The following is a 13,960-nucleotide window of genomic DNA, read 5'->3' on the forward strand; positions in this document are numbered from 1 at the left end:
AGGTGCCGGCCCCGCACTTCAACGCGCCGTCACTCTGGTCTGCGCTGGACCCCTCGCGGGTCCTGTTTCGTGGTCTCATGCCACGTCATCCTCGGGTGTGACGGCGGCGATCGGAAGGGCTCGCACGAGACGGACAACACATGCACCCAGATTGACAACACCTGGCACTCTTCGGACAACACCTGAGGTGGCCGGCAGGAGCGCGCCCTGGTGCACGACCCCGGTCGAGTGCGCTCCGGAGCATCACGAGTCTCCAAGGATCTGGAGGTCTGGTCGACTTCGGGACAGTAGACGCACCCGAACTCGACCAAAGCCGGCCGGGAGCTGCACCAGGGACCATCAGCGGCTGAAGAGAGCCGGCACTCGACGGGACCACGCCGACGCCAACTCCCGATACCGCGGACTCCAAGCACCACGCGACAGCCCACGCCGCTTCTATCGAGGTGGGGGGCCATTCCGGGCGGCCCACTCAAAGCCTCCGAGCTAGAGCAGAGGTCTGGTCGAGTTCGGGACAGTAGACGCACCCCAACTCGACCACACCTGGCCGGGAGCTGCACCGGGGACGATCAGCAACTGAACAGAGTCGGCGCTCGACGGGGCCACGCCGCCTACTCCCGGTAACGCGGACTCCTGGCCTCACGCGACAGCTCACGCCGCTTCTATAGACGTGGGGGCCATCCCGGGCGGCCCGCTCAAAGCCTCCGAGCTGGAGCAGGGGTCTGGTCGACTTCGGGACAGTAGACGGGGTCAAGTCCCTGGTAGTGGTGTATCCGTTTCGTGATCTTTCGATACGGGGTCAGGCTGCCAGTTCGGGTGGGATGGGGTCTGCTCCTTCCAGGTGCGTCTGGTCCGGGCCGTCGGGGTTGTGAGTGCCTCGTGAGCGTTCCAGGACCTCCAGGCCCAGGTAGCGCCGGCCCTCGGCCCACTCATCGGTCTGCTCGGCCAGCACGGCCCCGACGAGCCGGATGACGGCCTCCCTGTTGGGAAAGATCCCCACGGCATCGGTACGCCGCCGGATCTCCTTGTTCAGCCGCTCCTGAGGATTGTTCGACCAGATCTGGCGCCACACGTCGACCGGGAAACTCGTGAACGCCAACAGATCGGCCCGCGCGGCGTCCAGATGGGCATGGACCTGGGGAAGCTTGGCCTCCACATAGTCCAGCAGCCGGTCGAACTGGGCGTCGACGGCGGCCGCGGAGGGCTGGTCGTAGACCGAGTGGAGCATGGCCTTGACCGCCGGCCACAGGCTCTTGGGGCACACGCTCATCAGATTGGCCGCGTAGTGGGTCCTGCACCGCTGCCAGGCAGCCCCGGGCAGGTTCGCCGCGATCGCCTCCCTCAGCCCGGCATGGGCATCCGAGGTGACCAGCCGCACCCCGGACAGGCCCCGGGCCACCAGATCGGCGAAGAACGTGTTCCAGGCCGGCCCGGTCTCAGCGGTGGCGACCTGGAGGCCCAGGACCTCCCGGTGGCCGTCCGCGTTGACCCCGGTGGCAGTCAGCACGACCGCGTTGATGACCCGTCCGGCCTCCCGGACCTTCATCGTCAGGGCGTCAGCGGCCACGAACGTGAACGGGCCCGCCTCGCCCAGAGGCCTGTGGCGGAAGGCCTCGACCTGGGCGTCGAGGTCGGCGGCCATCCTGGAGACCTGGGACTTCGACAGGGAGTCGATACCCAGGCTCTTGACGAGCTTGTCCATCCGGCGGGTGGAGACCCCGGCCAGGTAGGCGTCGGCGACCACGGTGATCATCGCCGACTCGGCGCGCTTGCGCCGCTCCAGCAGCCACTCGGGGAAGTAGCTGCCCTGGCGGAGCTTGGGGATCGCCACGTCCACCGTGCCGACCCGGGTGTCCAGGTCGCGGTGACGGTAGCCGTTGCGCTGGACGAGGCGGTCGGGGTCGGGGCGGCCGTACTCCGCGCCGGCGACCTGGTCGGCGTCGGCTGACAGGAGCATGTTGATCATCGTCTGCAGCAGTGAGCGCAGCAGGTCCGGGGAGGCCTGGCCCAGGGCTTGGTCCAGGACCCGCGTCGGGTCGACAATATGAGGAGCGGTCATCGTGGTTGTTCCTTTCGAGTGAGAAGTAGAGAGCTTTCTCGAAGGATCACACGGTGACCGCGCTGCCGTCCACCACGAAGTCGCGGAGGCCGACGGGTTGGTCACCAGCGGGTTACACCACCATAAGGGGCACTACTGTAGACGGACCCCGACTCGACCACACTCCGCGAGACCACTCAGCCAGCCGAGCGAGTCCCCGACCAGCACTCACCACCCGGCACCCCCAAGGCGGTAGCCAGCTCCGAAACCCCGAGAACCCAAGAAATCTGGTCGACTTCGGGACAGTAGACACACCCAAACTCGACCAGACCCGGCCGCGAGCCGGACGCGGCCGACAACCCTGGTGTCCACCAAAGGGGGAACGGTCCACTGACGCAGAGATCTGGTCGAGTTCGGGACACTACACACACCCGAACTCGACCAGACCCAACGAGACGATCAGCCAGCCCAGCGAGTCCCCGAGCAGCACTCACCACCCGGCCGGCAACCCCAGGACCCAGACCACCGAGAAGTAGCGATCCCCTGGCACACGCCAGGGGATCGCGAAAGGTCCCACAACCCGGAGTAGAAGTTCACCAGTGGGACGGCGCACACCCCAATGGACACCTCAAGAGATCGTGACCCAGGAGATCGTGACTCAGGAGATCGTGAAGGGTTCCAACAACCCGGTGTAGGACTTCTCAAGGGGGACGGCGTACTCCCCCCGGGCACAGCCTCCCACCCCGATCCGCACCATCGTCTCCACCAGACCCACCCCGGCACCGACTCCGTCGATCACCGGTGCCCCGGTCTCGGCGCTCACCCGGGCGGCCATCTCGGCCATCCCGGCGCAGCCGAGGACGATCGCCTCGACCCCGTCATGGGTCAGCGCCTCCCGGGCCAGGTCGGCGACCATGTCCTCGGCCGAGTCGACTGCCAGCACCGGCACCTCGCAGGCCAGCACCTCGCGGCACCTGTCCCCGAAGCCGTAGCTGCGGGCGAGGTCCCACGCTCTCCCGGCGGTCCGCGACAGGGTCGTCACCACGGCGAACCCGCGCGCCGACAGCGCCGCCACGTGCATCGCCGCCTGGGCGATCCCGATCACCGGCCGTCCCTGGGCGAGCTCCCGGGCGGCGTCCATCCCCGGGTCCCCGAAACAGGCCAGCACGAAGCCGTCGACCTGGTCGGCGACCCCGCGGGCCACCTCGGTGAGCACTCCCGGTACCGCGAGCGCCTCGTCGTAGTGACCCTCGATGCTGGCCGGCCCCATGGCCGGGGTGACGGCCTCGATGACGGTGTCGGGGGCTGCCGCAGCATGGGCCGAGGCGGCGATCGTCTCCGTCATCGAGGCCGACGTGTTGGGGTTGATGACCCTGATTCGCATGGGGTCAGGCCCGCTCGCCCGCGGTGGCCCCGGGCACATGCGCGTGGCTGTTGATCTCCTTGTCGGCCAGGTTGGCGACGCGGGAGGACCGCGAGTTGAGGTAGTACACCAGGGCTCCGACGCCGGCACCGATGAACCAGGAGAAGTTCGCCGCCGTCTTGAAGGGCTCGACGGGGGTCAGCACGATCGCCAGGGCGATGACGCCGCCGACCACGGTTGCGATCACGGCCTTCGGGTTGACGCCCTTGGTGTAGTAGTAGCGGCCCTTCGAGCTCATCGTGTAGAGGTCGTCGACGACGACGTGCTGGTGACGGATGAGGTAGTAGTCGCAGACCAGGATGCCGAACAGCGGGCCGGTGAAGCTGGCCAGGACGTCCAGCGTGTAGTGGATGACCTCATCGCTGGAGTACAGGTTCCAGGGGGTGATGAGCACCGAGCCGACCGCCGCGATCATGCCGCCGGTCCGCCAGGAGATCTTCTGGGGAGCGACGTGGGAGAAGTCGAAGGCCGGGCTGATGAAGTTCGCGACGATGTTGATGCCGACGGTCGCGATGGCGAAGGTCATCGCGCCGAGCACGATGGCGAAGGTGTTGTCGATGCGCGAGACGGTCTCGATCGGGTCGGTGATGAGCTTGCCGTAGACCGGGACGGTGGCCGCGGCGCACACCACGGTGAGGATCGAGAAGAAGGTGAAGTTGATCGGCAGGCCGAGCAGGTTGCCGCGCTTGACGTCGGGCATCGTCCGTCCGTAGCGGGAGATGTCGCCGAAGTTGAGCAGCGGGCCGGAGAAGTAGCTCACCACGATCGAGGTGGCGAGGAACATCGCCCCGACGGTGCCCCAGCCGGAGTACTTGATGCTGCCCAGGGTGAGGTCGATGTTGCTGGTGCCGGCCTTGTACACGAGGTAGACGGTGAGCACGATCATCACGACGTAGACGGCGGGGCCGGCCCAGTCGATGAACTTGCGGATGGCGTTCATGCCGCGCCAGAAGACGAAGGCCTGACCGATCCACAGCACGATGAAGGCTCCCCACCCGATGGTGGACAGCCCGACGAAGCCGTGCTGGGCGACGTCGGAGTAGGGCTTGAGGGCCGGCCACAGCTTGAGGGCGACCACCACGATGGCGTCGGAGGCCAGGTAGGTCTGGATGCCGTACCAGGCCACCGCGATGAGACCTCGCAGGGTGGCGGGAATGTTGGCCCCACGCACGCCGAAGGGGGCGCGCGAGATCACCGGGAAGGGGGCGCCGGCGACCTGGCTGGGCTTGGCGACCAGATTGGCCAGCAGCATCACGATGACGATGCCGACGATGAGGCACACGAAGACCTGCCAGCTGGCCAGCCCGAAGGCGAACAGGCTGCCCGCGGTGACGTAGCCGCCGACCGAGTGCACGTCCGACATCCAGAACGCGAAGATGTTGTACCAGTTCCACTTCTGCTTCACCAACGGCGCGAGGTCGTTGTTGTAGAGACTGGGGTGGTAGTCGGACCCGACGTGGACATCGGCTGACGATGTCGTGGCGGACGACCCCGAGCCCTCAGCGAGCTCTGTGGTGACCATGTGAACCTCCAGATGTGACTGGGCCGGAATGCGAACCGGAACGAGGAATGGAAGCTGCAGATACCGGGCGGCCACGTCCGAGGAGCCGCGGGTGCGGACCGCCTCGGCACAGATCGTCCTGAACACCTCGCGGTGACGCTGGGCCACCGGGAGGAACGAAACTATCGTTCTGTAATCCAGACGCTTCCAAAATTTTGTTTCATGTGGATGACATCACCGGCCGCACCTGTTGCAGTCGTGTTTCGCCCGCGTTCCGGTTCCCGCCCGCAGGGCACCCACAGCAGAGAGGTGCTGGAGGCCCTGTCCTGCGACGGCGTGATCACCGCGGGCCCCGACCGTGCCCAGGACGGCAGGATCAACAGCAGCATCGCCGCAGGCCCGACCACGACCCACCACCAGAGCTCCCACGAGAGCCATCACAAGCATCCCGGGAGCGCCCCCAAGGGACTGAAACACAAATTTCACAGACCAGCGGTAGTTTCATCCCCAGTTCAAGCGGTAGGTCCTTCGGGCGCATCGACGCCCGGCAGCCTCGGAGGTTTCCATGGCAGATTCGTCCACAGTCCCGTCCAGCTCATCGTCCCCGCTCACCATCTCGGCGGCGCTAGCCGTCCACAACGGTGCGACCGGGCCGGTCACCCTCACCGTCCAGGACGGCGTCATCACCGCCCTCACCGAGTCCGAGACCCCCGGCGCCGACATCGTCATCGACCCGGCGTCGGTGCTCCTGCCCGGCGGGGTCGACACCCACGTCCACCTCAACGAGCCCGGCCGCACCGAGTGGGAGGGGTTCGCCACCGGAACCCGGGCGGCCGCCGCCGGCGGCGTCACCACCGTTCTGGACATGCCGCTCAACTCGATCCCGCCGACCATCTCCCCCGAGGCGCTGGCCACCAAGCGTCAGGCCGCCGCCGGGCAGCTCTCGGTCGACCTGGGCTACTGGGGCGGCGCGGTTCCCGAGAATCTCGGCCATCTCCAGGCCCTGTGGGAGGAGGGCGTCTTCGGGTTCAAGTGCTTCACCCTGCCCAGCGGGGTCGACGAGTTCCAGCCCCTGGATCCCGCCCAGCTCCACCGGGCGATGACCGAGATCGCCGGGTTCAACGGCCTGCTGATCGTCCACGCGGAGGACGCGCAGTGCATCGAGCACGCCCCCTCCCCGCACTCGAAGGCCTATCAGGACTTCCTGCTCAGCCGCCCCGACGCCGCCGAGACGACCGCCATCAAGCTCGTGATCGACACCATGCGCGACACCGGGGCCCGGGTCCACCTGCTCCACCTGTCGAGCGCCAAGGGGCTCGACCTGGTCGCCGCAGCAAGGGCCGAGGGCCTGCCGCTGACCGTCGAGACCTGCCCGCACTACCTCTGCCTGGCCGCCGAGCAGATCCCCGACGGCACCCCCGAGTACAAGTGCTGCCCTCCGATCCGCGACCAGGGCAACCAGGACGCGCTGTGGCAGGGTCTGATCGAGGGGCTCATCGACATCGTCGTCACCGACCACTCCCCCACCACCCGCGACAACAAGTACTCGGGCGGCGGGGACCTGTCGACCGCCTGGGGCGGGGTGGCCGGCGTCCAGGTCGGATACACGGCGATGCTCGACGCCGCCCCCCGCCACGGCGTCTCCCTGGACCGGGTGACCGAGTGGATGTCGCAGGGTCCGGCCCGCGTCATGGGGATCCCCGGCAAGGGCGGGATCGCCACCGGACGCGACGCCGACCTGGCGGTCTGGTCGCCCACTCCTCAGACCATCGACGCCGGGGCCCTCAAGCACCGCAACCCGATCTCGGCCTGGCACGGCCACACCTTCGACGGCACGATCAGCAAGGTCTGGCTGCGCGGGATGCCGCTGGAACCGGTCGTGACCGGCCAGACCCGGCCCTTCGGCCGGGAGATCTTCCGCCACTGACCCGCCGATCGCAGCACAACCCAGCCGCACCACCCCGGCCGAAAACCTCACCGCAGCACAGTCCATTGCTGCCCACCCACTTCCGACCGTCCCCGTTCAGGAGGGATCAGATGTCCACCACGACAACCGACACCGCAACCACCGGCACCGCAGCCACCACCCGCACCGCACCAGCGCACACCACCGCTGCCGGGCTCGACCAGCTCAACCCGCCCACCCGGCTGCTGATGGGCCCCGGCCCGATCAACGCCGACCCGCGCGTCACCCGGGCGACGGCCTCGGCCCTCACCGGCCAGTTCGACCCGTGGATGACCGACACCATGAACGAGACGATGGCGCTCTACCGGTCGGTGTTCAACACCACCAATGAGCAGACCTTCCTCGTCGACGGCACCTCCCGGGCAGCCATCGAGGCCGCCCTGGTCTCCCTGGTGGCACCCGGACAGAAGGTCCTCATCGCGGTGATGGGCCGCTTCGGTCTGCTCCTCAAGGAGATCTGCGAGCGGGTCGGCGCCACGGTCATCACCATCGAGCGCCCCTGGGGCACCGTCTTCACCGCCTCCGAGATCGAGGAGGCGCTGCGCATCCACCGCCCGGTGCTGTTCGCCACCGTCCAGGGCGACACCGCCACCACCATGAACCAGCCCCTGGAGGGACTGGGGCAGCTGTGCCACCGCTACGGTGCGCTGTGCTACGTGGACGCCACCGCCTCCATCGCCGGCAACACCCTGCTCGTCGACGACTGGGAGCTCGACGTCGTGAGCGCCGGTCTGCAGAAGTGCCTGGGCGGACCCTCCGGCTCGGCACCCATCACCATCTCCGAGCGGGCACGCGAGGTCATCGAGGGACGCCGTCACCTGGAGGCCGGCATCACCGACGGCTCCGCCGGCGTCGGGGAGCGGATCAGGTCCAACTACCTCGACCTGGCGATGCTGATGGACTACTGGGGCCCGATGCGCCTCAACCACCACACCGAGTCCGGCCCGATGCTCTACGCCGCACGCGAGTGCGCCCGGCTCATCGACGCCGAGGGCATCGCACAGACCGTCGAGCGCCACCGCCTCAACGGTGCCGCGATGGCGGCCGGCCTGCAGGGCCTGGGCCTGGAGCTCTTCGGCGACCAGCACTACCGGATGAACAACGTCATCGGGGTGAAGATCCCCGACGGGGTGCCCGGCGACGACCTGCGCGCCGCCCTGCTCACCGACTTCGCCGTGGAGATCGGCACCTCCTTCGGGCCGCTCACCGGCGTCGTGTGGAGGGTCGGCGTGATGGGCTACAACGCCCGTCGCGACGCCGTCCTCACCACGCTGGCCGCTCTGGAGGCCGAGCTCCACCGGTTCGGCCACGCCACCACCGGCAGCGGGGTCGAGGCCGCGATGGCCTACTACGACCAGAGCAAGACGAACGAGGAGCAGCCGGCATGAGCGTCACACAGACTGCCGGTCAGCACCGGACCGAGACCACCGCATCGGCCGCCGCGCGCATCATGGAGCGCTGCGACGAGCTGGGCACCCACTCCTCGATGGAGGGCGGCATCGAGCGGGTCTACCTCAGCCCCGAGCACGCCGAGGTCGACGCCCTGGCCGCCGGCTGGATGACCGAGGCCGGGCTGCGCACCTGGCGCGACGCCTCGGGCTCGCGGATCGGACGACTGGAGGGAGAGCGTCCCGGCCTGCCGGCCCTGATCCTCGGATCCCACCTCGACACCGTCCCGGACGCCGGACGCTATGACGGCCCCCTCGGCGTCCTGCTGGCCATCGAGGTGGCCCGCCGGATCGCCGCCAGCGACCGCAGGCTGCCCTTCGCCCTGGAGACCTACGCCTTCCATGAGGAGGAGGGGGTGCGCTTCGGCGCCACCCTGCTGTGCTCCCGGGCCCTGGCCGACACCTGGACCGACGACCTCTGGGAACTGCAGGACGCCGACGGCATCAGCCTGGCCGAGGCCTTCGGCACCTTCGGACTCGACCCCGCGACGATCCAGGACGCCGCCCGGCGCCACCAGGACGACGGCCCGAAGGGCGTGGTGGGATACCTGGAGGCCCACATCGAACAGGGCTCCCTGCTCGAGGAGGCCGACCTTCCGCTGGGAGTGGTCACCTCGATCGCCGGGGCCCGCCGCTTCGAGATCACCGTCACCGGGGAGGCCCGGCACGCCGGCGGCACCCCCTACTCCCGCCGCAAGGACGCCCTGGTCGGGGCCTCCGAGATCGTCGTGGAGATCGAGCGGATCGGCAAGGAGCGCGACGTCATCGCCACCGTCGGGCAGATGAGCGTGGAGCCCGGCGGCGTCAACGTCGTCCCCGGCACCGCCGTGTTCAGCCTGGACCTGCGCGCCGAGACCGACCAGCGTCGCGACGACGCCTGGCAGCTCATCCGGGCCGCCCTGGACGAGATGGCGACCCGCCGCGGGCTGGGCGTCGACATCAACCAGATCCACGAGGCGCGCTCGGTGACCTGCGCACCGCAGCTGATGAGGGCCGTGGAGACCGGGATCCAGCAGGCCACCGGGACCACCGCGGAGCCGATGCGGATCTGGTCGCGGGCCGGACACGACGCGATGGCGGTCGCCGAGATGTGCGACATCGCCATGATGTTCATCCGCTGCCACGACGGGATCAGCCACGCCCCCGACGAGTCGGTGCTGACCGACGACGTCGCGGTGGCGCTGGACGCCTACGAGGCGGCAGTCTGGGCACTGGCCGACCAGTATCAGAACTGAGCCAGGCAGGACCGCAGCTGAGAACCGGAGGGATCATCGTGACCGCAGTGGACGAGGAGGACACCGGGCAGGCCATCACCGCGGTGGGGTCCAGCCCGATCGAGGCGCGGATCACCACCGCCTTCCCGGAGCTCACCGGTCAGGAGCGCCGTGCCGCCACGACGATCCTGGAGCATCTCGACGACCTGGCCACCTACTCCTCGGCCGACCTGTCGGAGCTGTCGGGGGTCTCCCGGCCGACCCTCAGCAGGCTCTACCGGCGTCTGGGATACGGCAGCTTCGGGGAGTTGAGGAACGAGGCGCGCCATGCCGGCGGCGTCCCGATCGGCCCCTCACAAGGGGTGGAGGCCCATCTGGCCCAGGAGACCCGCAACATCTCCCACCTCGGACGGCTGGCCGACGGCCGGCTGGAGGCGGCGGTGCTGAGCATCATGGGGGCCGGCGACCTGGTCGTCATCGGCTACCGCAACTCCTACCCGGTGGCGATGCACCTGCGCGAGCAGCTGGCCCAGCTGCGCCCGAGGACCCGGCTGCTGCCCCTCCCCGGCCAGACGGTCGCCGAGGACATGGTGGGGGTCGGCCCCGGCGACACGGTGGTGCTGGTGGGGCTGCGGCGACGCACCTCGGGGTTCGACGCGCTGCTGAACCTGTGCGTGGAGAGTCGCGCAGACATCATCCTCATCGCCGACAACTCCGCACTGCGCTACGCCGACCGGGTGACCCATCTGCTGCCCTGCTCGCTGGACGCCTCGGGGCCGTTCAGCTCCTACGCCGCGGCGATGAGCCTGGTGGCGATGATCGCCAACGAGGCCAGCTCGATCGCCGGCGCCCAGGGGGAGCGGCGGGTGGGTCTGATCACCGAGGGGTACCGCCAACTCGACGAGATCGAGCACCCCTGACCCGCCTCGTCTGATCGGGCACGTCCGGGTCCGGGACGGCCCCTCGGGCCGACAATTCTGGCGAGTCTCCCGGTAGGGGATCTCCCTCGTCCGGCTCAGAACGCCCGCCACCCCATGTACACCGCCATCGCCACCCCGAACACGACGATGAAGACTCTGAAGAAGCCGGCCGGAAGACGCCGCGCCACCCAGGCCCCGGCCAGCGCCCCGATCACCGAGCCGACCGCCACGCAGCCGGCGAAGGGCCACGAGACCCCGCCGGTGACGATGAAGAAGACGGCGGCGACGATGTTGACCAGGGTCTGCAGCAGATTCTTCAGCGCGTTCTGCTCCTGCAGGTCGGCCGACAGGTAGAGCCCCAGCACCCCGAGCAGGATGATCCCCTGGGCGGCCGAGAAGTAGCCGCCGTAGATCCCGGCCAGGAACACCACGACCAGCAGGGGACGCCACCGGGTGCCCTCCACCGGCGTCATGGCGGCCGCGATCCGGGGCTGGAAGGCCACCAGCAGGGCGGCGCCCAGGATGAGGAAGGGCACCGCGTAGGAGAAGGTCACCGCCGGCAACCGGGTGAGCAGAAAAGCGCCGATCAGCGCCCCGGCCACCGATGCGGCACCGAGCCTCAGCAGCAGGGGGCGCAGCCGGCCGAGCTCGCGGCGGTACCCCCAGGAGCCGGCCACCGACCCGGGCACCAGACCGACGGTGTTGCTGATGTTGGCGGCCACCGGCGGCACCCCGAGCATCACCATCACCGGGTAGGTGATCAGCGATCCGGAGCCGACGACCGTGTTGGTGAGTCCGGCGCCGGCGCCGGCCACCACCATGAGCAGGATCTGGGCGGTGTCCATCAGTGGGACTCCTTGAGAGAGAAGGACTTTTCGGTATACCCGACGACGTGGATCCGGGAGCGCGACGCACCGGCCGCGAGGGCCCGGGCCCGCTCCCGGCGGCGGCCCGTGCCGGCCCCCGGGGTCCGGCGCTCAGTCATCGGCCCGCCCCGCGTCCTGCCTCTCGTCCTGTTCGGTGAACAGCGCCAGGCTCGGCGCCCGGGTGGAGACCACGTGGAGTCGGGCCAGCAGCTCGGCGGTCTCGGCCTGCCGGTCCGCCAGGGCCGCCAGCATCCGGGTGTGATCCTCGGCCAGCTCGGGGGCGCGCCCCACGATGGTGCGCCGGAAGAGCCTCTCGATGCGGGTCTGCAGGGGGGCCATCACCGCCGCCAGCAGGCCCGACCCGCAGGCTTGGACGAGGATCCCGTGGTAGGCCGTGTTGGCGAGCGCCCCGGCCCTGTTGTCGCCGGTCTCGGCGGCCCTCCGGGCCGTCTCGAGCTGATCGCGGAGGGCCTCGAGCTGGGCCTCGCTGCGATGTCGGGCCGCCAGCCGGGCGACCAGCGGCTCCAGGGCCTCGCGCGCGTCGAAGAGTTCGGCCACATCGTTGCGGTCGAACCGGGTGACCTCCACCCCGGCCCCCTCCGAACCGTCGGCCCGCCGCGAGGAGGTCACCAGCAGGTCGGCCTCCAGCACCATCAGCGCCTCGCGCACCGGTACCCGGGAGACCCCGAAGAGGTCGGAGAGGGTCCTCTCGCGCAACCGGGTTCCCGGCTCAAGGTCGTTGCTGAGGATCTGCTCGCGCAGCTGCGAGACGACCTTGTCGCGAAGACTCTCCATGGACCGGACTCTACCCGACACGAACCATTTCGGTATACCATCCGGGTGTCGGCGCCAGCCGGGTCATTCCCCCAGGAGGTCGTATTGCTCACCGTCGTCGTGCAGAAGAACCACTATCAGGACTCGGTGGCACTCATGGTGCTCAGCCGGGCCCTGTCCGACCTGCCGGGAGTCGACCGGGCCTCGGCCATGATGGGCACCCCGGCCAACAAGGGAATCCTCACCGACACCGGCTTCGAGGCCCCCGAACTGGCGGCGGCCACCCCCGCCGATCTGGTGATCGGGATCGTCGCCGAGGACGCCGAGGTCTGCAGGGACGCGGTCTCCCGGGCCGATGAGCTGCTCGCCGCCCAGGCCTCGGCGGCCTCGGGCTCCTCGATGCGGCGGGCGCACAGTCTGGTGCGCGCCCGCACCGCGCTGCCCGACGCGAACCTGGCCCTGGTCTCGGTTCCCGGGGCCTATGCGGCGGCCGAGGCGCGGCACCTGCTGGACGCCGGCCTCAACGTCATGCTGTTCAGCGACAACGTCACCCTGGCCGACGAGGTCGATCTCAAGACCCGGGCCGGTGAGGCCGGCCTGCTGGTGATGGGACCCGACTGCGGCACCTCGGCCTTCAACGGCGTCCCGCTGGCCTTCGCGAATCTGTGCACCGCCGGCTCGGTGGGTGTCGTCGGCGCCTCTGGCACCGGCACCCAGGAGGTGATGACCCAGGTCGACCGGCTCGGCGCCGGGATCAGCCACGCGATCGGGCTGGGCGGGCGCGACCTGTCCGACCAGGTGGGCGGGCGCACCGCGACCCAGGCGCTGGCCGCGCTGGACGCCGATCCGGCCACCGACGTCATCGTGCTGGTGAGCAAGCCGCCGGCCCCGGCCGTGCGGGCCCGCATCGACACCCTCGCCCAGGGGCTGTCGAAGCCGGTGGTCACGATGTTCGTCGACGGCCCCCGCGACGCCGGACGGCACGGCAATGTCACCGCCACCACGACTCTGGCCGAGGCCGCCGCCCGCGCCGTCGAACTGGTCGGCGTCTCCTCCTTCACCCCGTCTCCCGGTGGCGATGGGGCCCCCGCCGCAGGGCTGATCGGGCTGTACACCGGAGGCACCCTGGCCGACGAGGCCGCCGTCATCATCCGCGACGCCCTCGACCTGGACGTCCCCCTGGGCGCCGGGGACCCGGGCGTCGTGCTGTCGGCCGGACCGCACCGGATCATCGACCTGGGCGACGATGTCTTCACCCAGGGACGCCCCCACCCGATGATCGACCCGGCGCTGCGCGCCGAGAAGATCGTCACGACGCTGGCCGACCCGGCCACCGCCGTCCTGCTGCTGGACGTCGTCCTCGGCCACGGTTCGGCCGCCGACCCGGCCGGTGCGATCGCCGGACCGATCCGCGAGGGTCTGGAGAAGGCCCGGGCGGAGGGCCGTCAGGTCCGGGTAGTCGCCTCGGTGTGCGGCACCGCCCGGGACGAGCAGGGGCTGACCGAGCAGGTGGCCGCCCTCACCGAGGCCGGCGCCCGGGTGCTGCCCAGCAATGCCGCCGCCGCCCGGCACGCCGCCGCCCTGGCCGCCCGGATCGGGCAGCCGGCACCGGCCTCCCCCTCCCCCGCCCCGGCCGGGATCGCCGGCCTGCTGGCCGGCCCGAAGGTGATCAATGTGGGCCTGGCCGGTTTCGCCGAGGAGCTCGCCGGCCTCCACGTCCCGGTGGTCCAGTGGTCCTGGGCCCCGCCCGCCGGCGGCGACGCCCGCCTGGCACGCATCGTCGAACGTCTCCTCGCCCGCTGAAAGGCCACCG

10 protein-coding genes are annotated in these 13,960 nt (G+C 69.9%); 5 read left to right on the forward strand and 5 right to left on the reverse strand.

The genetic code is table 11. From position 1 onward, the window contains the following. Positions 1–796: 796 nt before the first annotated feature. The 3 genes from FEZ32_RS03205 to FEZ32_RS03215 all read right to left on the reverse strand — a co-directional run bounded on the left by FEZ32_RS03205 (position 797) and on the right by FEZ32_RS03215 (position 4,980). Positions 797–2,056, reverse strand: coding sequence for an IS256 family transposase (locus FEZ32_RS03205; RefSeq protein WP_138679658.1), 1,260 nt, complete (start codon positions 2,054–2,056; stop codon positions 797–799). 637 nt (positions 2,057–2,693) lie between these two features. Continuing rightward, a complete protein-coding gene (locus tag FEZ32_RS03210) occupies positions 2,694–3,419 on the reverse strand; it encodes an aspartate/glutamate racemase family protein (RefSeq protein ID WP_138679898.1) in 726 nt (241 codons plus the stop codon). A 4-nt stretch (positions 3,420–3,423) separates the two neighbouring features. Further along, the gene (locus FEZ32_RS03215) at positions 3,424–4,980 is read right to left on the reverse strand and encodes an NCS1 family nucleobase:cation symporter-1 (RefSeq protein ID WP_138679899.1); all 1,557 of its coding nucleotides are present in this window, start codon (positions 4,978–4,980) and stop codon (positions 3,424–3,426) included. A 544-nt stretch (positions 4,981–5,524) separates the two neighbouring features. Here FEZ32_RS03215 and allB point away from each other — a divergent pair. The 4 genes from allB to FEZ32_RS03235 all read left to right on the forward strand — a co-directional run bounded on the left by allB (position 5,525) and on the right by FEZ32_RS03235 (position 10,507). Then, complete coding sequence (gene allB / locus FEZ32_RS03220; RefSeq protein ID WP_138679900.1) at positions 5,525–6,886, forward strand: allantoinase AllB; 1,362 nt, start codon at positions 5,525–5,527, stop codon at positions 6,884–6,886. Positions 6,887–6,996: 110 nt separating this feature from the next. Continuing rightward, on the forward strand, positions 6,997–8,313 hold the full coding sequence (locus FEZ32_RS03225) for a pyridoxal-phosphate-dependent aminotransferase family protein (protein ID WP_138679901.1): 1,317 nt from the start codon (positions 6,997–6,999) through the stop codon (positions 8,311–8,313). After that, positions 8,310–9,608 carry an allantoate amidohydrolase gene (locus FEZ32_RS03230; RefSeq protein ID WP_138679902.1) on the forward strand — a complete coding sequence of 433 codons (1,299 nt, stop codon included), beginning with the start codon at positions 8,310–8,312 and terminating at the stop codon, positions 9,606–9,608. Before FEZ32_RS03225 ends, FEZ32_RS03230 begins: the two co-directional genes overlap by 4 nt. A gap of 38 nt (positions 9,609–9,646) precedes the next feature. Next, entirely contained in the window at positions 9,647–10,507 is an 861-nt protein-coding gene (locus FEZ32_RS03235; RefSeq protein WP_217496611.1) for a MurR/RpiR family transcriptional regulator, read from the forward strand. A 95-nt stretch (positions 10,508–10,602) separates the two neighbouring features. On the opposite strand, the gene FEZ32_RS03240 is transcribed toward FEZ32_RS03235, so the two are convergent. Together FEZ32_RS03240 and FEZ32_RS03245 are read right to left on the reverse strand one after the other, a co-directional pair. After that, positions 10,603–11,352, reverse strand: coding sequence for a sulfite exporter TauE/SafE family protein (locus tag FEZ32_RS03240; protein WP_138679903.1), 750 nt, complete (start codon positions 11,350–11,352; stop codon positions 10,603–10,605). Positions 11,353–11,484: 132 nt separating this feature from the next. Beyond that, a complete protein-coding gene (locus tag FEZ32_RS03245) occupies positions 11,485–12,168 on the reverse strand; it encodes a GntR family transcriptional regulator (RefSeq protein ID WP_138679904.1) in 684 nt (227 codons plus the stop codon). Positions 12,169–12,252: 84 nt separating this feature from the next. Between FEZ32_RS03245 and fdrA the strand changes: the two genes are divergently transcribed. After that, entirely contained in the window at positions 12,253–13,950 is a 1,698-nt protein-coding gene (fdrA, locus tag FEZ32_RS03250; protein WP_028703594.1) for an acyl-CoA synthetase FdrA, read from the forward strand. The last annotated feature ends 10 nt before the right edge of the window (positions 13,951–13,960 follow it).

The sequence above is a fragment of the Acidipropionibacterium jensenii genome, assembly GCF_005890135.1.
GTDB lineage: Bacteria > Actinomycetota > Actinomycetes > Propionibacteriales > Propionibacteriaceae > Acidipropionibacterium > Acidipropionibacterium jensenii.